The 22,221-nt window shown below is 61.4% G+C and carries 16 protein-coding genes; 13 read left to right on the forward strand and 3 right to left on the reverse strand.

The window, feature by feature from the left end; genetic code table 11:
• Nucleotides 1–599: 599 nt before the first annotated feature.
• Nucleotides 600–863 (forward strand): hypothetical protein, encoded by a 264-nt coding sequence (locus V6M90_RS19480; protein WP_042945381.1) that lies wholly within the window; start codon nt 600–602, stop codon nt 861–863.
• A gap of 103 nt (nt 864–966) precedes the next feature.
• Here V6M90_RS19480 and gbdR read toward each other — a convergent pair whose 3' ends face one another.
• Nucleotides 967–2,070 (reverse strand): choline metabolism transcriptional regulator GbdR, encoded by a 1,104-nt coding sequence (gene gbdR / locus V6M90_RS19485; RefSeq protein WP_003176586.1) that lies wholly within the window; start codon nt 2,068–2,070, stop codon nt 967–969.
• Between the two features lie 536 nt (nt 2,071–2,606).
• Nucleotides 2,607–3,983 carry an L-serine ammonia-lyase gene (locus tag V6M90_RS19490; RefSeq protein ID WP_003176587.1) on the reverse strand — a complete coding sequence of 459 codons (1,377 nt, stop codon included), beginning with the start codon at nt 3,981–3,983 and terminating at the stop codon, nt 2,607–2,609.
• 415 nt (nt 3,984–4,398) lie between these two features.
• Between V6M90_RS19490 and V6M90_RS19495 the strand changes: the two genes are divergently transcribed.
• The 3 genes from V6M90_RS19495 (at nt 4,399) to choV (ending at nt 7,435) form a co-directional block, all read left to right on the forward strand.
• Nucleotides 4,399–5,346, forward strand: a complete 948-nt coding sequence (locus V6M90_RS19495; protein ID WP_003176589.1) for a choline ABC transporter substrate-binding protein — start codon at nt 4,399–4,401, stop codon at nt 5,344–5,346.
• Nucleotides 5,347–5,414: 68 nt separating this feature from the next.
• Complete coding sequence (choW, locus tag V6M90_RS19500) at nt 5,415–6,260, forward strand: choline ABC transporter permease subunit (RefSeq protein ID WP_141062924.1); 846 nt, start codon at nt 5,415–5,417, stop codon at nt 6,258–6,260.
• Nucleotides 6,257–7,435, forward strand: a complete 1,179-nt coding sequence (gene choV / locus V6M90_RS19505) for a choline ABC transporter ATP-binding protein (RefSeq protein ID WP_332846974.1) — start codon at nt 6,257–6,259, stop codon at nt 7,433–7,435. Before choW ends, choV begins: the two co-directional genes overlap by 4 nt.
• Before the next feature lie 142 nt (nt 7,436–7,577).
• Here choV and V6M90_RS19510 read toward each other — a convergent pair whose 3' ends face one another.
• On the reverse strand, nt 7,578–9,512 hold the full coding sequence (locus V6M90_RS19510) for a BCCT family transporter (RefSeq protein ID WP_305429659.1): 1,935 nt from the start codon (nt 9,510–9,512) through the stop codon (nt 7,578–7,580).
• 377 nt (nt 9,513–9,889) lie between these two features.
• Between V6M90_RS19510 and betI the strand changes: the two genes are divergently transcribed.
• From betI to V6M90_RS19555, 9 genes are all read left to right on the forward strand, one after another.
• The gene (betI, locus tag V6M90_RS19515) at nt 9,890–10,483 is read left to right on the forward strand and encodes a transcriptional regulator BetI (protein WP_003176593.1); all 594 of its coding nucleotides are present in this window, start codon (nt 9,890–9,892) and stop codon (nt 10,481–10,483) included.
• Between the two features lie 60 nt (nt 10,484–10,543).
• Entirely contained in the window at nt 10,544–12,016 is a 1,473-nt protein-coding gene (gene betB, locus V6M90_RS19520; RefSeq protein WP_332846975.1) for a betaine-aldehyde dehydrogenase, read from the forward strand.
• A gap of 136 nt (nt 12,017–12,152) precedes the next feature.
• Nucleotides 12,153–13,856, forward strand: a complete 1,704-nt coding sequence (betA, locus tag V6M90_RS19525) for a choline dehydrogenase (protein ID WP_141062923.1) — start codon at nt 12,153–12,155, stop codon at nt 13,854–13,856.
• A gap of 190 nt (nt 13,857–14,046) precedes the next feature.
• Entirely contained in the window at nt 14,047–15,489 is a 1,443-nt protein-coding gene (locus V6M90_RS19530) for a TldD/PmbA family protein (RefSeq protein ID WP_141062922.1), read from the forward strand.
• The gene (locus V6M90_RS19535; protein WP_305428013.1) at nt 15,489–16,805 is read left to right on the forward strand and encodes a TldD/PmbA family protein; all 1,317 of its coding nucleotides are present in this window, start codon (nt 15,489–15,491) and stop codon (nt 16,803–16,805) included. The genes V6M90_RS19530 and V6M90_RS19535 overlap by 1 nt, the downstream gene beginning before the upstream one ends.
• 206 nt (nt 16,806–17,011) lie before the next feature.
• Nucleotides 17,012–17,902 (forward strand): alpha/beta fold hydrolase, encoded by an 891-nt coding sequence (locus V6M90_RS19540; RefSeq protein WP_141062920.1) that lies wholly within the window; start codon nt 17,012–17,014, stop codon nt 17,900–17,902.
• Nucleotides 17,903–17,938: 36 nt separating this feature from the next.
• On the forward strand, nt 17,939–19,366 hold the full coding sequence (mdtD, locus tag V6M90_RS19545) for a multidrug transporter subunit MdtD (RefSeq protein ID WP_078735001.1): 1,428 nt from the start codon (nt 17,939–17,941) through the stop codon (nt 19,364–19,366).
• 130 nt (nt 19,367–19,496) lie between these two features.
• Nucleotides 19,497–20,834 (forward strand): ATP-dependent RNA helicase DbpA, encoded by a 1,338-nt coding sequence (dbpA, locus tag V6M90_RS19550; RefSeq protein ID WP_305429660.1) that lies wholly within the window; start codon nt 19,497–19,499, stop codon nt 20,832–20,834.
• A 96-nt stretch (nt 20,835–20,930) separates the two neighbouring features.
• Complete coding sequence (locus V6M90_RS19555; protein WP_042945382.1) at nt 20,931–22,109, forward strand: BaiN/RdsA family NAD(P)/FAD-dependent oxidoreductase; 1,179 nt, start codon at nt 20,931–20,933, stop codon at nt 22,107–22,109.
• Nucleotides 22,110–22,221: the final 112 nt, after the last annotated feature.

Here is a 22,221-nt window from a genome sequence, read left to right on the forward strand (position 1 = left end):
CGATCCTCGTTGTAACTGACACATGATCGACAGTGCCACTCGGAATATACATGGCGGCATAACCACACCGGTCATCAAACCCATCAGCCAGCGCGTGCCTGAAGGGTGACCACAAGTCTCTTGGTCTCTCGGCAACAGGGTTTGCCTTTAGCCAAACATCACCCGGTTTCCGACATTTCTCATCAAACTTATCCGGCTCCGGAATAGGGTTCGACACTGGCGTCATTATTTTTGCCCTTTCGCTGTTTTTTCAGGTTTACCCTGAGAAACGACCCATCGGGGCCAAAACTCATCAAGACCTGGTAAAACACGAACCAACTCTTGATGAATAGAAACGGCATACCCAAAACAAAAAAGCCCCGATCCAGCCGTGACTGGATCGGGGCGCAAGTGCCTTGTGTGAGCCGTACATCCCGAGGGTGACCAAACCGTCAAGCTGTGTGCCTGGGTTCAGTGTGCCGGTAAGTGCGTTCGGTACATGGCCCGAAAACGACATGCTCATAGCCATCCGAGGCATTCGTGCATTCTGCCCTTGCCGACCGCCTGGGTGGCTACCAGAATCGAAGTCGAACCCCGCTCCCCTCACCAGGATAGACGTCATGATGCATGCGGATTTGATTGATCAGGATGACCTGCTGGGCCAACTGCGCTCCCTGGGTTTCGAAGTGTCCAGTGGTGCCACCGCCGAGCAGGCCTGCGAGTGCGCGGTACGCGGTTTGAGCGAAGCACGGGCCAAGGCGCTCAAGGGCATGGTTGAGCAGATGTACACCAGCAGCGCGACGATTTTGCCGGCGGTGCGTCAGGCGATTGATAAGCAGCTGTTGCCGGCGTTGATGCAGTTCAAGCAGAACTCCAGAGCCTGACAGATCGCTATCGGGGGCAGCCCCTCCCACACTTGACCGCGTCCGTCCATGACAACTCGGTCAAGTGTGGGAGGAGGCTTGCCTGCGATGCGGTCAATTCGGTTTAAAGCCTTACGCTGGCAAACGTCGACTCATTGCGCGCCTGGCTCAACGCCGACATCGGCCCCGCCAACGGTGACAACACCAGCGCCTGCGGAATCGGCATCATCGCCACTTGCTGGGTGGTGTTGGAGCCTACGCGCTCATCGCGTGGCGGAATGCCGAAGTATTCGCGGTAGCACTTGGAGAAGTGCGGCGTGGACACAAACCCGCACACCGACGCCACTTCAATGATCGACATCGGTGTTTGCTTGAGCAATTGCCGCGCACGAATCAGGCGCAGCTTGAGGTAGTAGCGCGACGGCGAGCAGTGCAGGTATTTCTGGAACAGGCGCTCCAGCTGGCGGCGCGACACGGCGACGTAGACCGCCAGTTCATCGAGGTCGATCGGCTCTTCCAGGTTGGCTTCCATCAACGCAACGATTTCCTGCAGCTTCGGCTGGTTGGTGCCGAGCATGTGCTTGAGCGGCACGCGCTGGTGGTCCTGTTCGTTGCGGATGCGTTCGTACACAAACATCTCGGAGATCGCGGCCGACAGTTCACGCCCGTGGTCGCGGCTGATCAGGTGCAGCATCATGTCCAGCGGCGCGGTGCCGCCAGAGCTGGTGAAGCGGTTGCGGTCGAGGGTGAACAGGCGCGTGCTCATCGACACGCGCGGGAAGGCTTCCTGCATCGAGGCCAGGCATTCCCAGTGCACGCTGCAATCGAACCCGTCGAGCAGACCGGCGCAGGCCAGGGCCCAACTGCCGGTGCACACCGCGCCGAGACGACGGGACTGGCGCGCCTGGCTTTGCAGCCACGACACATGCTCACGGGTGACGGTGCGCTGGATACCCACGCCACCGCACACAATCACAGTGTCCAGGGCCGGGGCTTTGTGCATGGAGGCGTCGGGAGTGATCTGCAAACCGTCGCTGGCCCACACCTGGTTGCCGTCGACACTCAAGGTTGTCCAGCGGTACAGCTCGCGGCCGGACAGCTGGTTGGCCATGCGCAGCGGCTCGACTGCCGACGCCAGGGAAATCAGCGTGAAATTGTCCAGCAGCAAAAAGCCGATGGATTGAGGCGCACGGTTCTGGGGTTGGGCCCCTGAGTTGAACGACGTCATCGCGGTATCTCCTCACACAAAGCGGGTGATGGCCTCAGGCGAGGCTCTTGTTATTGCGCTCTTCGTCCGTAAAGAAGAGAGGCTTTGAATGGACAGAGCAAATGCCGTGCCTAAAATTGAATGCGCATTCAATAAATCCTGAAAACGACCTGCTGACGCGTCTATATAAGCCCGCGCGGGATGTGCGGGATATGGCCTGAAAACGACGTAGCAGCCGGTTCGCCACAGGGCGTGAGCAGATCGGTAGCACTTGTGGGAAGGCGCTTTGAGGGGTGTGGGACAAGTCTGTCACCCCAAGCACGGGCGACAGAGGGTCGAGGGAAAATCGTTCGGGAGCTACTTATCTGTTTGCGACGCGCTAAAAGGTGGCGCTTTTGGCTTGGGTGTTCACTTGTAGTGAGCGGGCTTGCCCCGCGCTGGGTGGCGAAGCCGCCCCAAAAACAGGCGGCTCGGTTTCAACTGAAACGATGCGGTGCTTTTAATGGGGCGGCTTCGCCACCCAGCGCGGGAAAGCCCGCTCACTACTGCGGTGGTTGTCAGCACTCAACCGCGCTGACCGCCAACCCACCCCGCGACGTCTCTTTGTACTTGTCATGCATATCCGCCCCGGTATCGCGCATGGTGCGGATCACACGGTCCAGAGAGATGAAGTGCTGGCCGTCGCCACGCAGGGCCATTTGCGCGGCATTGATCGCCTTGACCGCCGCAATCGCATTGCGCTCGATACACGGCACTTGCACCAGCCCGCCCACCGGGTCGCAGGTCAGGCCGAGGTTGTGCTCCAAGCCGATTTCAGCGGCGTTGCACAGTTGCTCCGGCGTCGCGCCAAGGATTTCCGCCAGCCCGGCCGCAGCCATGGCGCAGGCCGAACCCACTTCGCCCTGGCAACCGACTTCGGCGCCGGAGATCGAGGCGTTCTTCTTGCACAGGATGCCCACCGCCGCGGCGCCGAGCAGGTAGTCGACCACGTTGGCTTCGGTGACTTCTTCGCTGAACTTCATAAAGTAGTGCAGCACCGCCGGGATGATCCCTGCCGCGCCATTGGTCGGTGCGGTGACCATGCGCCCACCGGCGGCGTTTTCTTCGTTGACCGCCAGGGCGAACAGGTTGACCCACTCCATGGCGCTCAAGGTCGAACCGATCACATTGGGTTTGCCCAGCTCCTGCAAACTGCGGTGCAACTTGGCCGCGCGACGGCGCACGTTGAGGCCGCCAGGCAGGATGCCTTCGTGCTTGAGGCCCTGCTCAACGCAGTCCTGCATGGCACGCCAGAGCTTCATCAAGCCGCTGCGGATTTCTTCTTCGGAGCGCCAGACCTTTTCATTCGCCAGCATCAACTCGGCGACGCGCAGGTTGTGGGTCTTGCACAGCTGCAACAATTCCACGGCGCTGGAGAAATCGTAGGGCAGTTCGGTGCGGTCCATGTCCGCTACCCCGCTCTGGGCCTGGGCCTCATCCACTACAAACCCGCCTCCGACGGAATAATAGGTGTCGCGGTGCAACTCGCCGTCATCGCCCCATACCACCAGGGTCATGGCATTGGGATGGAATGGCAGATTTTCGTCGAGCAGGCGCATGTCCCGCGCCCATACGAAAGGCACCGGCAGGCGGCCATCGAGCAGCAGAGTATCGGTTTCACGCAAGGTGTGGATGCGCACGCCAATTTGCGACGGGTCGATCGCGTCCGGCCACTCGCCCATCAGGCCCATGATGGTGGCGGTGTCGCTGCCGTGGCCGATGCCGGTGGCCGACAATGAGCCGTACAGCTGAACTTCGACGCGCCGAACCTGTTCCAACAATTCGCGTCCACGCAGTGCCTGGACGAACAACGCCGCGGCGCGCATGGGGCCCACGGTGTGAGAACTCGAAGGCCCGATGCCGATCTTGAACAGGTCGAAAACACTGATAGCCATTGCGGTAGAACTCCTCGATAAGCGCGGCCAGGCTTGAACGAGGTGCTACGCTCAGATCGCCCAGATGGCGGCATCATCAAGCTTTTAATCGTCGTCACGGCGTCTCACACCGACGCACCCATGCTCACTAGCGTCGCTTGCGTGCGAACACTGTTTTTGGCCGTTTTTTGCGGTGCAGATGAGCAAAACCTGCGGTTTTGCCGTAGGAAAAACCTGTAAACGACGTCACCAACACTGGATACGACCCTCCCTGTACTGGATACGACGCACCCTGTAGGCGTCAGATTTTCACTGGTACATGATCAGTCTCGACTCGTTTGCAAGGCACCGTGGCAGAGCTGTTGTCGCACGCTCCAACCGCAACACTTATAAAGCGCGGCGAAGGCCGCCAGAAAAAACACAGGAGTCTACCCAGATGAAAGGTTCACCCTCGTTGTTGTTGGCCGCCATGCTGAGTCTGCCAGTCATGGCGCACGCTGCAGAACCGGAACAGTGCAAGACCGTCAACTTCTCCGATGTCGGCTGGACCGACATCACCGTCACCACCGCGACCACCAGCGAAATCCTCAAGGGCCTGGGCTACAAGCCTCGCACCACGATGATTTCGGTACCGGTGACCTACAAGTCACTGGCTGACGGCAAGAACATGGACATCTTCCTCGGCAACTGGATGCCGACCATGGAAAACGACATCAAGCAGTACCGTGATGCCGGCACCGTGGAAACCGTACGCGCCAACCTGGAGAACGCCAAATACACCCTGGCGGTCCCGCAGGCGCTGTACGACAAGGGCCTGAAAGACTTCGCCGACATCGCCAAATTCAAGGAAGAGCTGGGCGGCAAGATCTACGGCATCGAGCCGGGTAACGACGGCAACCGCACCATCCAGACGCTGATCGACAAAGACGCCTTCGGCCTCAAAACCGCCGGTTTCAAAGTGGTCGAGTCCAGCGAAGCCGGCATGCTCTCCCAGGTCGAACGCGCCACCAAGCGCGACCAGGCCATCGTGTTCCTCGGTTGGGAACCGCACCCGATGAACACCCGCTTCAAGATGAAGTACCTGACCGGCGGTGACGACTCGTTCGGCCCCAACTACGGCCAGGCGACCATCTACACCAACACCCGCAAGGGCTATACCCAGGAATGCAGCAACGTTGGCCAATTGCTGAAAAACCTGGTCTTCACCTTGAACATGGAAAGCACCCTGATGGGTAACGTCCTGGACGACAAGATGAAGCCCGACGCCGCCGCCAAGGCCTGGCTGAAAAAGAACCCGCAAGTGCTCGACACCTGGCTCGCCGGTGTCACTACCGTGGACGGCCAACCTGGCCTTGCCGCCGTCAAAGCGTACCTCGACAAATAACACCGCTGACCCCGGGGCGGTGCGCTGCCCCGGGATGTTTCCCTCTTCGCATGTGGACATTCACTACCATGCTGACTGAACAGAAAATCCCACTAGGCCAGTACATCGCTGCCTTCGTCGAATGGTTGACCCAACATGGCGCCAACTATTTCGACGCAATCGCATCGACACTGGAAACGATGATCCACGGCGTGACGTTTGCGCTGACCTGGTTCAATCCGCTGGCATTGATCGGTCTGATTGCGCTGCTGGCTCACTTTATTCAACGCAAATGGGGACTGACTGTTTTTGTCATCGCCTCCTTCCTGCTGATCCTCAACCTGGGGTACTGGCAGGAAACCATGGAGACCCTCGCGCAGGTGCTGTTCGCCACGCTGGTCTGCGTGGTCATCGGCGTGCCGCTGGGCATTGTTGCCGCGCACAAACCGATGTTCTACACCATGATGCGGCCGGTGCTCGATCTGATGCAGACCGTACCGACCTTCGTCTACCTCATCCCTACCCTGACCCTCTTCGGGCTGGGTGTGGTGCCCGGTTTGATTTCCACGGTGGTGTTCGCGATTGCAGCGCCTATCCGCCTGACTTACCTGGGTATCCGCGACGTACCGCAAGAGTTGATGGACGCAGGCCTGGCCTTTGGCTGTTCGCGCCGTCAGTTGCTCTCGCGCATTGAACTGCCCCACGCCATGCCGAGCATTGCCGCCGGCATTACCCAATGCATCATGCTGTCGTTGTCGATGGTGGTGATCGCCGCCCTGGTGGGTGCCGATGGCCTCGGCAAGCCGGTAGTCAACGCACTGAACACCGCTGACATTGCCCTGGGCTTTGAAGCCGGCCTGGCGATTGTGTTGCTGGCCATCATGCTCGACCGTATCTGCAAACAACCCGACGCTAAAGTAGGGGGTGATGCATGAGCATTATCCGATTCGACAAAGTCGACGTGGTCTTTTCCAAAGACCCACGCGAAGCGCTCAAGCTGCTGGACCAGGGCATGAGCCGTAACGAGATACTGAAAAAGACCGGCCAGATCGTCGGCGTTGAAAAAGCCAGCCTGGACATCGAGAAAGGCGAGATCTGCGTGCTGATGGGCCTGTCGGGCTCCGGCAAATCGAGCTTGCTGCGCTGCATCAACGGCCTCAACACCGTGAGCCGTGGCCAGTTGTTCGTGGAGCATGAAGGTCGCCAGATCGACATCGCCTCGTGCACACCGGCCGAGCTGAAAATGATGCGCACCAAGCGCATCGCCATGGTGTTCCAGAAATTCGCCCTGATGCCCTGGCTGACGGTGCGCGAAAACATCAGCTTCGGCCTGGAAATGCAGGGCCGTCCGGAGAAAGAACGGCGCAAGCTGGTGGACGAGAAACTGGAGCTGGTGGGCCTGACCCAATGGCGTAACAAAAAGCCCGACGAGCTGTCCGGCGGCATGCAGCAGCGCGTCGGCCTGGCGCGTGCGTTGGCGATGGACGCCGATATCCTGCTGATGGACGAACCCTTCTCCGCCCTCGACCCGCTGATCCGCCAGGGTTTGCAGGACGAATTGCTGGAATTGCAACGCAAGCTGAGCAAGACCATCGTGTTCGTGAGCCACGACCTCGACGAGGCACTCAAGCTGGGCAGCCGTATTGCGATCATGAAAGACGGCAAGATCATCCAGTACAGCGTGCCGGAAGAGATCGTGCTGAACCCGGCGGACGACTATGTGCGCACCTTTGTCGCCCATACCAACCCGCTGAACGTGCTGTGCGGCCGCAGCCTGATGCGCACGCTGGACAACTGCACGCGGGTCAACGGCTCAGTGTGCCTGGACCCGGGCGGTGACTCGTGGCTGGACCTGGCCGAAGGCAACACCATCCAGGGCGCGCGCCAGAATGGCGTGGTGATGAACCTGCAGAACTGGGCGCCGGGGCAAGCCGTGGAAGGTTTGGGCCGCGTGCCGACCCTGGTGGATTCGAATATCGGCATGCGCGATGCGTTGCAGATCCGTTACCAGACAGGGAACAAGCTGGTCTTGCATGACAACAACAAGGTGGTGGGGATCCTGGGCGACAGTGAGTTGTACCACGCCCTGCTGGGCAAGAACCTGGGCTAACCAACACTGCAGGAACCGGGTCAAAACATGTGGAAGGGGGCTTGCTCCCGATAGCCGTGTGTCAGTCAGCACATCTAGTACTGATACACCGCTATCGGGAGCAAGCCCCCTCCCACATTTAAAGTATTGCCAAGCTCAACTATCAGCTATAGACACGGCCAAGGAGCTGCCGATGGCTTTCAAACTGATCGAGCACGTCCCGGGTAATCTGCTCCTGGGCGAAGCCCATCAGGTCGTACTCCTGAGGCCCGTTGTGCAGGTACACCTCGGCCCGGTAGTAGCGGGTGCGTTCTTCTTCCGGCACGTCGCTCGGCGCCGCCGAGTAAGCATCCAGGCTCACTTCGTAGACGAAGGGGTTGCCCTCTTCCATTTCGATGCGTACGCCAATGCAACGCTTGGATTTACCCAGCAGCGTCTGCACTTGCGCCCCTTGCTCACGCAACGCCGTCGCCGCTTCTTCCAGCGCCGGTGTGACGTGCTTGTCCATAAAGCGCTGCACGGTGGCCTGGCTCGGTTGCAGGTCCAGGGCGGTCAAGCGCTCGCTGAAACCACGACGCCCGCGTTCAGCCAACTGCGCCTGCTCCTGTTCGATGGCCACGTCCTGGCGCATGGCCTTGTGCAAACCGAACATAAAGAAGATCAGCACCACCGAGAACGGCAGCCCCGCCAGCACCACCATGGTTTGCATGGCTTCGAAGTTACCGGCAAACAGCAGGCCGATGGTCACCAGGGTAATCACCGCCGACCAGAAGATCCGCAGCCAGTGCGGCGCATCTTCGTCCACGTTGCCGCCTTTGCAAGAAAGGTTGGCCATCATCACCGCGCCGGAATCCGCCGGGGTCAGGAACAGCACGAAGCCCACGAAGATCGACACACCGATGACAACTTTCGACGCCGGGTAATGTTCCAGCAGTTGGTAGATCGCCATGGACGGCTGTTCCAGCGCCGTCTTGCCCAGCTCCACCGCGCCCTGGTTCAACACCAGGTCCAGCGCCGAGTTACCGAAGATCGACAGCCACGCCAGGGTGAACCCCAGCGGGATCAACAGCACGCCGGCCACCAGTTCCCGCACGGTACGCCCACGGGAAATACGCGCGATGAACATGCCCACAAATGGCGCCCAGGAAATCCACCAGGCCCAGTAGAACAAGGTCCACAGGCCCATCCAGCGTTCGGTTTTGTCGCCGTCGCCTTCGTACACATAGAGGTCGAAGGTTTTCAGCACGATGCCGTTGAGGTAGTCGCCGGTGTTCTGCACCAGACCGTTGAGCAGGTGCAGGGTGGGGCCGAACAGCAGCACGAAGATCAGCAAACCGCTGAACAGCACGATGTTGAGGTTGGACAGGCGACGAATGCCGTTCTCCACCCCGGAGACGGCGGCGATGGTCGCCACGGTGCTCATTACGATGATCACGATCAACAGGTTGGTGTTGTTGTGCTGCATGCCGAACAGGTTTTCCAGCCCCGACGACACCTGCATCGCGCCGATCCCCAGGTTGGTCACCAACCCCAGCAGCGTCACGAACATACCGAAACCGTCCACCGCGTGGCCGGCCGCGCCCTTCACCCAACGCTCACCCACCAGCGGGTACAACGCCGAACGCAAGGCCAGCGGCTGGTTATGCCGATACGCGAAGTACGCCACGGCCAGGCCGACCAGGGCGTAAATCGCCCAGCCATGCAGGCCCCAGTGCAGGAAGGTCAGCTGCAACGCCTGGCGTGCCGCGCCATTGCTGGCGGCTGCGCCTTCGGGCGGGTTGAAATAGTGGTCCAACGGCTCCGACGCACCGAAGTACAGCAGCGAAATGCCGATGCCCGACGAGAACAGCATGCCGGCCCAGGCGCCGTAGCTGAAGTCCGGGGTGTCGTCCTTGCTGCCCAGTTTCAACTTGCCGTAGGACGAAAACGCCAGGCCGACCACGAACACCAGGTAGGCGGCGATCACCACCATGTAGTACCAACCGAAGCTTTTCGACAGCCAGGCCTGGGCGACGCCGAGCATGCGCCCGGCCTCCTGCGGGGCGATGATCAGGATGGCGGTCAGCAACAGAATCAGAGCGGTGGAGGTGTAGAACACCCAACCGTTGACCCGCACCTTTTCCGGCGGGGTCTTTATTAGAGAGGCAGAACTCATGGCGCAGATGCTCCGGGCAGTGCGAGAGAGAAACACAAGGCAACGGTTATCCCGCGCCATCGATTTTTCGGCAGTCGACGGACGGGTGTTATAAAGACAGCCCGAAAATCCCTCCCCCTCGCCGAAGCGGTAGATGGGGCGTTTGCGGGGTTTTCCAGGTGTCAGGTGTCGCTGTCTTTCAAGTAGGAATACCTGCCAGCAGCGACGATTTGTCGCAGAGCTTATTCTTTGTTGATTGAACGTTCAATCAAAACAAAATAGACTGGCCTTCAAGCCGATGGACGTGATCGCCCGTCGGCAGGCCTAAGGAGAGGTGCTACATGCCCAAGGTCGGTATGCAACCCATACGCCGTCAGCAATTGATCGAAGCCACGATGACGGCCATCGATCAGGTCGGAATGGGCGATGCCAGCATTGCGTTGATCGCCCGTTTGGCAGGCGTCTCGAACGGCATCATCAGTCACTACTTTCGGGACAAGAACGGCCTGATCGCAGCGACGATGCAATATTTGATGAGCGTGCTGATGGAGAACATCCACGCCCGTCGACAAGCGTTGAAGGACGACAGCCCACGCGCCCACCTTCAGGTGATCGTCGCCGGCAACTTCGACGCCAGCCAGGTCAATGGCCCGGCAATGAAAACCTGGCTGGCCTTCTGGGCCTCCAGCATGCACCACCCGTCTTTGCACAGGTTGCAGCGGATCAACGATCAGCGTCTGTATTCCAACCTGTGCTGCCAGTTCCGCCGCACGCTGCCGTTGCCCGAGGCACGCAGCGCAGCCCGAGGGCTGGCGGCCCTGATCGACGGTTTGTGGTTGCGCGGTGCCCTGTCGGGAGACGCTTTCGACACGGAGCAGGCGCAACGCATTGCGCACGAATACATGGATTTCCAATTGGCCAAGCAGGTGAGTTAGAGGCATATAACCGCTCAACTCCCGCACCGCGCCAACCACTTATGCACTTGCGAGGACTTTATGGCCCGTTTCGAACTGCAAAAACTCTACATTGACGGCGGCTACACCGATGCTGGCAGCGACGCCACCTTCGAAGCCATCAACCCGGCTAACGGTGAAGTTCTCGCCCAAGTGCAACGCGCAACGAAAGACGACGTTGAACGTGCCGTGGTCAGCGCCGAAAAAGGCCAGAAAATCTGGGCCGCCATGACCGCCATGGAACGTTCGCGCATCCTGCGTCGTGCCGTCGACATCCTGCGCGAGCGCAACGATGAACTGGCCGCCCTGGAAACCCTGGACACCGGCAAGGCCTTTTCCGAAACCAAGTACGTCGACATCGTCACGGGCGCCGACGTGCTGGAATACTACGCAGGCCTGGTGCCGGCCATCGAAGGCGAACAGATCCCGCTGCGCGAGACCTCATTCGTCTACACCCGTCGCGAGCCACTGGGCGTGGTCGCCGGCATCGGCGCGTGGAACTACCCGATCCAGATCGCCCTGTGGAAATCCGCACCGGCCCTGGCCGCCGGCAACGCAATGATCTTCAAGCCCAGCGAAGTCACCTCGCTGACCACCTTGAAACTGGCCGAGATCTACACCGAAGCCGGCGTTCCGGCAGGCGTGTTCAACGTATTGACCGGCAGTGGCCGTGAAGTCGGCACCTGGCTGACCGAGCACCCGCGCATCGAGAAAGTCTCGTTCACCGGCGGCACCGACACCGGCAAGAAAGTCATGGCCAGCGCGTCGAGTTCGTCGCTCAAGGACGTGACCATGGAACTGGGCGGCAAGTCGCCGCTGATCATCTTTGACGACGCCGACCTCGACCGCGCCGCCGATACCGCGATGATGGCCAACTTCTACAGCTCCGGCCAGGTCTGCACCAACGGCACCCGCGTGTTCGTGCCCAAGCACCTGCAAGCGGCGTTCGAAGCCAAGATCGTCGAGCGTGTCGCGCGCATTCGTGTCGGTAACCCGGAAGACGAAAACACCAACTTCGGCCCGCTGGTCAGCTTCGCCCACATGGAAAGCGTGCTGGGCTACATCGCCAAAGGCAAAGAGCAAGGCGCCCGCCTGCTGTGCGGCGGCGACCGCCTGACCGAGGGCGACTTCGCCAAAGGCGCGTTCGTGGCACCGACCGTGTTCACCGACTGCACCGACGACATGGTGATCGTGCGTGAAGAAATCTTCGGCCCGGTGATGAGCATCCTCACCTATGAAACCGAAGAGGAAGTGATCCGCCGCGCCAACGACACCGACTTCGGCCTGGCCGCCGGTCTGGTCACCAAAGACCTGAACCGCGCCCACCGCGTGATTCATCAGCTGGAAGCAGGTATCTGCTGGATCAACGCCTGGGGCGAGTCCGACGCGAAGATGCCGGTCGGTGGCTACAAGCAGTCGGGCGTGGGCCGTGAGAACGGGATCAGCTCGCTGAACAACTTCACTCGCATCAAATCGGTACAGGTTGAGCTGGGCGATTACGCCTCGGTGTTCTAAGACCCGAGTCCTGTATTGCCTTTGAGGCCGCCATCGGGGGCAAGCCCCCTCCCACAGGGAAACGCATTCCAAATGTGGGAGGGGGCTCGCCCCCGATGAGGCCCCTTGCTGACCACACTCCAAAGAGGGCGCATTTATGTCCCAAGAATACGACTACATCATTGTGGGTGCCGGCTCCGCCGGTAACACCCTGGCGACCCGTCTGACCGAAGACGAAGGCGTCACCGTCCTGCTGCTGGAAGCCGGCGGTCCGGACTACCGTCTCGATTTCCGTACCCAAATGCCCGCCGCGCTGGCGTTCCCGCTGCAAGGCCGTCGCTACAACTGGGCCTACGAAACCGATCCGGAGCCGCACATGGACGGCCGCCGGATGGAATGCGGTCGCGGCAAGGGCCTGGGTGGCTCTTCCCTGATCAACGGCATGTGCTACATCCGTGGCAACGCCATGGACTACGACAACTGGGCGAAGCTGCCAGGCCTGGAAAACTGGACCTACCTCGACTGCCTGCCGTATTTCCGCAAGGCCGAAACCCGCGACATCGGCCCCAACGACTGGCACGGCGGCGATGGCCCGGTCAGCGTGACCACGCCGAAGGCGGGCAACAACCCGTTGTTCCACGCCATGGTCGAAGCTGGCGTACAGGCCGGTTACCCGCGTACCGAAGACTTGAACGGCTACCAGCAGGAAGGTTTCGGCCCGATGGACCGTACCGTCACGCCCAACGGCCGTCGCGCCAGCACCGCGCGCGGTTACCTGGACACGGCCAAGAAGCGTTCCACGCTGACCATCGTCACCCATGCACTCACCGACAAAGTGTTGTTCGAAGGCAAACGTGCGGTGGGCGTGCGCTACCTGATCGGCGCCGCCGAAGAGCGCGTTGAAGCGCGTGCACGCAAGGAAGTACTGGTGTGCAGCGGTGCTATCGCTTCGCCGCAACTGCTGCAACGTTCCGGCGTCGGCCCGGCCAAGCTGCTGGAAAGTCTCGACATCCCGGTGGTCCACGACCTGCCCGGCGTCGGCGAAAACCTGCAGGACCACCTCGAGCTGTACCTGCAATACGCCTGCACCCAGCCGGTGTCGCTGTACCCGTCGCTGCTCTGGTACAACCAACCGGCCATCGGGGCCGAATGGCTGTTCAACGGCACCGGTATCGGCGCCAGCAACCAGTTCGAAGCAGGTGGGTTTATCCGTACCCGTGAAGAGTTCGAATGGCCGAACATCCAGTACCACTTCCTGCCGGTGGCGATTAACTACAACGGCAGCAACGGTGTGAAAGAACACGGTTTCCAGGCGCACATGGGCTCCATGCGTTCGCCGAGCCGTGGCCGTATCCAGCTGAAGTCGAAGAACCCACGGGACTACCCGAGCATCCTCTTCAACTACATGGCCACCGAACAGGACTGGCAGGAATTTCGCGACGGCATCCGCCTGACCCGTGAAATCATGCAGCAACCGGCGCTGGACCCGTACCGTGGCCGCGAAATCAGCCCAGGTATCGAGGTGCAAACCGACGAGCAACTGGACACGTTCATCCGCGAGCACGCCGAGACTGCGTTCCACCCTTCGTGCTCGTGCAAGATGGGCACCGACGAGATGGCCGTGGTGGATGGCGAAGGTCGCGTGCATGGCATGCAGGGCCTGCGTGTGGTCGATGCGTCGATCATGCCGATCATCACCACCGGCAACCTGAACGCGCCGACGATCATGATCGCCGAGAAAATCGCCGACAAGATCCGTGGTCGCCAGCCACTGCCGCGCAGCACCGCCGACTACTACGTGGCGGGCGATGCGCCGGTGCGGGGCAAGCCGTTGCGTGAAGTCGGGCCTACCGCGCAGTAACTGATACACCGCGGTGACTTCATCGGGGCAAGTCTCCTCCCACATTTTGACCGTGTGAACCCGATCAACTGTGGGAGGGGGCTTGCCCCCGATGAGTCCCCAACAAACACCACACACCTCCTTGATCAGCCCCCAGCCCAGGCCTACTCTGTTTGCCTGCCCGCGCTGAGCCGCCCACAAGGAAGGCCCCATGTTCGACCACCACGCCACACTCAAAAAACACTTCAGTGCCCTGCGCACCGCCGCCGAATTTTTCTCCCTGCGTTACGTCCGCGAATCCGGCCACTACCTGTCGGTACGCAAGAACGTCGCCGAACCCCCGCACCTGAGCCACGACGAAGGCGCCATGCTCACCGTGCGCCTCAATGGGGTGGAAGCCTACGCCGCGACCAACGATATCTCGCTTGCCGGCCTGCAAGCCGCCCTTGAGCGCGCCGAACAGCAAGCCCGGCGCATCAAGCCCCATGCGCTGCTCGACCTGCGCGAACAACCGGTGTCCAGCGACGTCGCCGACTACCTGTCGCCCGACCTCGACCAGCCCTTCCCCGCCTTGAGCGACTGCTACCAACTGCTGGGCGACGAGTCTGCCGCCGTGCCCAAGGACGAGCGCCTGGTGAGCTGGGACGTGAGCCTGGGCCTGACCCACGTCGAGCAGATCTACCTCAACACGGCCGGCGCGCAATTGCGTCAGGCCCAGCGTTTTATATTCCCCGGCGTCAACGTCACGGCCTTTGATGGCAGCGACAGCCAGACCCGTACCCTGGGCGGCACCAACTTCGGCCAGCAAGGCGGCTTTGACGTGATCAGCCGCTTCGGCCTGATCGGCGCGGCGCCACGGGTGGCCGATGAAGCCCTGCAACTGCTGCTGGCGCCGAACACGCCCCAGGGCCCACGCGACCTGCTGCTGATGCCCGATCAGATGATCCTGCAGATCCACGAATCCATCGGTCACCCGCTGGAACTGGACCGTATCCTCGGTGACGAGCGCAACTACGCCGGCACCAGTTTTGTGAAGCCCAGCGACTTTGGCCATTTGCAATACGGCTCCCCATTGCTCAACGTGACCTTCGACCCGGACATCCCCGAACAGCTCGCCAGCTATAGCCATGACGACGATGGCACCCGCGCCAGCAAGCAATTCCTGATCCGCGAGGGGCTGTTGCTCAAGCCGCTGGGTGGGGCGTTGTCGCAATTTCGTTCCGGCATGAGCGGCGTGGCCAACAGCCGCGCGAGCAGTTGGAACCGCCCGCCGATCGACCGCATGGCCAACCTGAATATCGAGGCCGGCGACAAGAGCCTGGCACAACTGGTGGGTGGCATCGAAAGCGGCATTCTGATGTCGACCAACCGTTCGTGGTCCATTGATGACGCGCGCAACAAGTTTCAGTTCGGCTGCGAATGGGGGCAGTTGATCGAAAACGGCGAACTCAAGGGCGTGGTGAAGAACCCCAACTACCGGGCCATTTCCGCGCAGTTCTGGCGCAAGCTCAGCGCCGTGGGCGACGCCAGCACCTTCAAGGTGTTGGGCACGCCGAACTGCGGCAAGGGCGAACCCAACCAGGTGATCCGCGTCGGCCATGCGTCGCCGGCCTGTGTGTTCAGCAATGTCGACGTATTCGGGGGAGATGCCTGATGAATGATTTCAAGGCACTGGTGCAATGGCTCAAACAGGCCATCACCGACAAGGAACAATTTCACCTCGGCTATGCGGCGGAAGCCTCCGAGTTCGTGCGCTTCAACCACGCCAAGGTACGCCAGGCCGGGCAAGTGCAGCAGGCCAGCCTCAACCTTAAACTGATCAACGGCGGCCGGCATGCCGACCTCGGCATTACCCTGGCCGGCGAGCCCGAACTGGACCGTCAGCGCCTCGCCGATGGCCTGCGGCAACTGCGCGAAACCTTGCCGTTGTTGCCGCAGGACCCGTACCTGTTGCTCAACCACAACGCCTGGCAAAGCAACAATGAGCAGGCGCGGCCGCTGCCCGAACTGGCGCGGGTGCTGGAAGACATCAGCCAGGCCGCCGACGGCGTCGACTTGGTAGGCATCTACGCCGCCGGTCCGATCAGCCGTGGCTTCGCCAGTTCGGACGGCGCATTCGGCTGGCACCGGGCCAATAGCTTCAACTTCGATTTCAGCCTGTTCCATGCCAATGGCGAAGCCGTCAAAGCCAGCTACGCCGGGCACACCTGGGACAGCGCCGAGTTCACCGCGCGCTTGCAGCAGGCGCGCGAGCAATTGGCGTTCCTCGACCGCCCGTTACACCCGTTGCCGCCCGGACAGTACCGCGCCTACCTGGCGCCGGCCGCGCTGGAAGAAATCATCAGCATCATCACTTGGGGCGGGTTCTCGGCCCAGGCAATCGCCAGCAAAGGCAGTTCGCTGCAACGGCTGTACGCCGGCGAGCAGCAGCTGAACCCGTTGGTGACGGTGAACGAACAGGTCAGCGGCTCCCTGAGCCAGGCGTTCTCCACCGAGGGCTACCCGCGCAGCGACGTGACCCTGATCAACGCCGGCAAGGCCGACGGCCAACTGGTCAATTCGCGCAGCGCCGCCGAATACGGCCTGAGCGCCAACGGCGCCAGCCGCGATGAAGCCCCCAGCGCCTTGCAGATGGCGGCGGGCAGCCTGGCCCAGGCTGATATCCTCAAGCAGTTGGGCACCGGGCTGTACATCAGCAACCTGTGGTACCTCAACTATTCCGACCTGCCGGCGGCGCGCCTGACCGGCATGACGCGTTTTGCCACGTTCTGGGTGGAAGACGGCGAGATCAAGGCGCCGGTCAGCACCATGCGTTTTGATGACAGCGTCTACAACCTGCTCGGTTCGCAGTTGGAAGCGCTGACGGCTGAACGCGAGCTGCTGCTGTCGGCCAGCACCTACGGGCAGCGCAATACGTCATCGAACCTGCTTCCCGGCGCCTTGATCAAGCGCCTGACCCTGACCCTCTAAGCACCAAAATCCCTGTGGGAGGGAGCAAGTCGAATCGTCGCACCGCCCCTCCCACATTGTCTTGTGCTGAATTCAAACCTCTCGGCTTCGGCCCTTCCTACAGTAAATTCTCTTCCTCCCAGCTTGCACGGGCAGCCTGTTGTCGCCCGCAAAAAACCCCGTTATAAGAGTTAATAGCATACCGCCACACCACAGGGAGTGCTGCGATGAACCATGGAAGTTTCGTCATACAAAAGCTGTTCAAACACTACAACGTCCATGTAGAGCAACTCGGCAACGACCCACACAAGAAAACCGTGCTGATGGTCAACGGCGCGCTGTCGACCACGCGGTCCTTCGCCCGTACGAGCAAATGCCTGGCCGAGCATTTCAATGTGCTGCTGTTCGACTTGCCGTTCTCCGGTTATTCGCGCGAGCACAACACCGACCTGGACCTGGTGACCAAGGACGATGAAGTACAGATGCTGCGCGCCCTGGTCGAGCGCTTTGAGGTCAACCACCTGGTATCGGCCTCCTGGGGCGGCATCTCGACGTTGCTGACCCTGGCGCATAACCCGCCCTCCATCGAAAGCTCGGTGGTGATGGCCCTGGCGCCCAACCTCAACCCGGCGATGCTCGACTATGTAGAGCGCGTGCGCGTGCTGATCGAGGCCGATGACAAATCCGCCGTCGGCCACTTGCTCAACGAGACCGTCGGCAAATACCTGTCGCCGCGCCTCAAGCGCAACAACCACCGCCACCTGTCGAGCATGGCCACCACCGAGTACCGCCAGGCGCGCTTTCATATCCATCAGGTACTGGCCCTGGGCGATGGCAACTACCTGCCGGCGCTGCGGCAGATTGAAACGCCAGTGCATTTCCTCAACGGCGCCCTGGACGAATACACCCCGGCCGCCGACGCCCAATTGTTCAAGCAATACGTGGGACGCAGCAGCTTCACCGTGGCCGAACACACCGGCCATTTGCTGGATTTGGAGTCCCGCGAGGCCGCGTTGGCGGTGCACCGGGCGCTGTTGAATTTCCTGGTGGGCGAGCACGCAGCGCTGTCGGAGTTAGACGAACCGCCAGTGGGAAAAGGCGCGACGAATGGCGCATAATCGCTGACACATAGCCTGCTAACAAAAAGGGATCCCATGCCGAATCGCGCCCCTCTCGATGCCAAGACCGCCCGCTGGCTCCCCTGGGTGGTGGCAATTGCCTTCTTCATGCAATCGCTGGATGGGACGATTCTGAACACGGCACTGCCGGCCATGGCCCGGGACCTGGCGGAAAACCCGCTGCGCATGCAAGGGGTGGTGATCGCCTACATGCTCACCGTCGCCTTGCTGATTCCGGCGTCGGGCTGGATCGCCGACCGCTTCGGCACCAAGAAAATCTTCTTTGGCGCGATCATGCTGTTCAGCATCGGCTCCTTGCTGTGCGCCTTGTCCAGTAGCCTGACCATGCTGGTGGGGGCGCGGGTGGTGCAGGGCTTGGGCGGAGCGTTGATGTTGCCGGTCGGGCGGCTGGTGGTGTTGCGTGCCTACCCCCGCTCCGAACTGGTGCGGATCATGGGGTTCATCACCATCCCCGGCCTGCTCGGCCCGTTGCTCGGCCCGACCATGGGCGGCTGGATGGTGCAATACCTGACCTGGCACTGGATCTTCCTGATCAACCTGCCGGTGGGCATGATCGGCTGCTACGCCGTGTGGAAATTCATTCCCGATCTGCGCGGCAGCGAGCGCACACGCTTCGATGGCGCAGGCTTCCTGCTGTTTGGCGCGGCGATGGTGCTGATCACCATCGCCATGGAAGGCCTGGGTGAATTGCACCTGCCGCACTTGCGGGTGATGTTGCTGCTGTTCGGCGGGCTGGCGTGCCTGGCGGCGTATTGGCTGCGCGCCGGGCATATCGACCATGCGCTGTTCTCACCGGTGCTGTTCAAGACGCGCACCTTTGCGGTGGGCATCCTGGGCAACCTCTTCGCGCGGCTGGGCAGCGGTGCGCTGCCGTTCCTGGTGCCGCTGTTGTTGCAGGTGGCGCTGGGTTATTCGCCGTCGCAAGCCGGCATGAGCATGTTGCCCCTGGCAGCGGCGGCGATGTTTGCCAAGTCCATCGCCCGGCCGCTGATTGAGCGCCTGGGTTACCGCGTGGTGCTGACCGGCAACACCCTGGCGCTGGGGATCATGCTGGCCAGCATGGGCCTGGTAACGGAGCACACGCCCTACCCATTGCTGCTGGGCATGCTGGCGGTACTGGGGGCCATCAACTCGCTGCAATTTACCGCGATGAACACCGTCACCCTGATCGACCTCGACGACGCTCAGGCCAGCAGCGGCAACAGTTTGCTGTCGGTGGTGGCGCAACTGTCCCTGAGCCTCGGCGTGGCCTGCGCCGGTGCGCTGCTCGGCGGGTTTACCGCGGAGTCCGGCAATGACGGCGTGGAAAGCGTGCTCGGCGCGTTCCAGTTGACGTTCCTCACCGTCGGCATCATGGCGATGCTGGCAGCGGCGATCTTCCTGCAATTGTCGCCAAAAGACGGCAAACGCGTGGTCAGCCGCGAACACGATATCGAGCACTAGCGGGCGTCTCGTCGAGAACTTGCAGGGAAAATCCCACGGGACTGCTACACTGCGCGACATTTTGTTTTGCAGAGCCAGTCCCGTGACTACCATCGCCACCGCTTTTAATACTTTGCCCCTGTCCGCCGCCATGCTGGCTAACCTCGACTCGCTGGGTTATGTCGAGATGACGCAGATCCAGGCGCAAAGCTTGCCGGTGATCCTCAAAGGGCTGGACCTGATTGCCCAGGCCAAGACCGGCAGCGGCAAGACCGCTGCGTTCGGTATCGGCCTGTTGAACCCGATCAACCCGCGCTACTTTGGCTGCCAGGCGCTGGTGATGTGCCCGACCCGCGAACTGGCCGACCAGGTCGCCAAGGAAATCCGTCGCCTGGCCCGCGCCGAAGACAATATCAAGGTGCTGACCCTGTGCGGCGGCGTGTCCCTCGGCCCGCAGATCGCCTCGCTGGAACACGGCGCCCACGTGATCGTCGGCACTCCGGGCCGTATTCAGCAACACCTGCGCAAGGGTTCGCTGGTTCTCGACGGCTTGAACACGCTGATCCTCGATGAAGCCGACCGCATGCTCGACATGGGCTTCTACGACGCCATCGAAGACATCATCAGCAAGACCCCGCCGCGTCGCCAGACCCTGCTGTTCTCGGCCACCTACCCGGTGAGCATCAAGCAACTGGCGTCGAAGTTCATGCGTGCGCCACAGCAGGTGAAGGCCGAAGCGTTCCACTCCGACGACCAGATCGAGCAGCGTTTCTACGAAATCTCGCCGGAAGAACGCATGGACGCCGTGACCAAGGTACTGGCGCACTTCCGCCCAGCTTCGTGCGTGGCGTTCTGCTTTACCAAGCAGCAAGTGCAGGAAACCGTGGACCACCTGACGGCCAAGGGCATCTGCGCCGTCGGCCTGCATGGCGACCTGGAACAGCGCGACCGTGACCAGGTGCTGGCGATGTTCGCCAACCGCAGCACCTCGGTGCTGGTGGCCACCGACGTTGCCGCCCGTGGCCTGGACATTGATGCGCTGGACATGGTGATCAACGTCGAACTGGCCCGCGACTCGGAAATCCACATCCACCGCGTGGGCCGTACCGGCCGCGCCGGCGAGACCGGCATCGCCATCAGCCTGGTGGCGCCGTCCGAAGCGCACCGCGCCCAGGCCATCGAGCAACTGCAGAAGTCGCCGCTGAACTGGGACCAACTGGACAACCTCAAGCCGCAAAGCGGTGGTCCGCTGTTGCCGCAGATGAGCACCCTGTGCATCGCCGCCGGGCGTAAAGACAAGGTTCGCCCAGGTGACATTCTTGGCGCCTTGACTGGCGAGGCCGGCATCCCGGGCGCCCAGGTCGGCAAGATCGCCATCTTTGATTTCCAGGCCTTCGTGGCCGTGGAGCGTGGCATCGCCAAGCAGGCGTTGCAGCGGTTGAATGACGGCAAGATCAAGGGCCGTTCGTTGCGCGTTCGCATCCTGTAAAAAATCTCCAACCTAATGGAGATCCAATGTGGGAGGGGCAAGCACCCTCCCACATTTGACTGTATTTCAAATCAGAATTTGTATGAGGACATTGCTGTGCGCTCGACCGAAGTTGTGATCATTGGCGCCGGCGCAGCAGGCTTGATGTGCGCGCTGACCGCTGCCGGGCGTGGGCGCAAAGTGATGTTGATCGACCATGCGAACAAGGCCGGCAAAAAGATCCTGATGTCCGGCGGTGGCCGCTGCAACTTCACCAATATGTACACCGAGCCGGCCAACTTCCTCTCGCACAACGCGCACTTCTGCAAGTCCGCCCTGGCCCGCTACACCCAGTGGGATTTCATCGGGTTGGTGGCCAAGCACGGCGTGCCGTACCACGAGAAGAAGCTCGGCCAGCTGTTCTGCGATAACAAGTCCAGCGATATCCTCGGCATGTTGCTCGACGAGTGCATCCAGACCGGCGTGAGCCTGCACCTGGACACCTCCATCGAGGAAATCGCCAGGCTCGACAGCGGCTATCAGTTGCAGACCACCTTGGGTGAGTTGCGTTGTGAGTCACTGGTGATCGCCACCGGCGGCCTGTCGATCCCGACCCTGGGCGCGACCGGCTTTGGTTACCAGGTGGCCAAGCAGTTCGGTCACGCGTTGCTGCCGACCCGCGCAGGGTTGGTGCCGTTCACCATCACCGATCAGCTCAAGACGCTGTGCGGCGAGTTGTCGGGCACCTCCGTGGACTGCCTGGTCAGCTGCAACGACCAGAGCTTTCGCGAGAACATCCTGTTTACCCACCGTGGCCTCAGCGGGCCGGCGATTTTGCAGATTTCCTCGTACTGGGAACCCGGCGACACCGTAGAGATCAACCTGCTGCCCGACCACGACGCCCACACCTGGCTGCAACAGCAACAGGTCGAGCGCCCCAACAGCGAGCTGAAAACCTTGCTGGGTGAGATCTTCACCAAGAAAATGGCCAACCTGCTGGCGGACACCTGGTTCGCGTCCAAGCCGATGAAGCAATACACCCACGCCGAAATTGCCGATATCGCGCAAAAACTCGGGAACTGGCAACTGGTGCCGGCGGGCACCGAAGGCTATCGCACCGCCGAGGTGACGCTGGGTGGGGTGGATACGCGGGAAGTGTCGTCCAAGACCATGGAATCGCTGAAAAGCCCCGGGCTGTACTTTATCGGCGAAGTACTGGATGTGACCGGGCACCTGGGCGGGTTCAATTTCCAGTGGGCGTGGGCGTCGGGTTATGCCGCGGCACAATACGCCTGAAGCAAGCCCCTCCCACATTTTGATTTGCGGCGTACCCTGGAAATATTTGCGCTGGGATGTGCTCACCACCCTTGCCGTGGCGTCCTTGATAGCTCAATTTAGCGACAACGTC

The organism is Pseudomonas lactucae (assembly GCF_036688725.1).
Lineage (GTDB): Bacteria > Pseudomonadota > Gammaproteobacteria > Pseudomonadales > Pseudomonadaceae > Aquipseudomonas > Aquipseudomonas lactucae.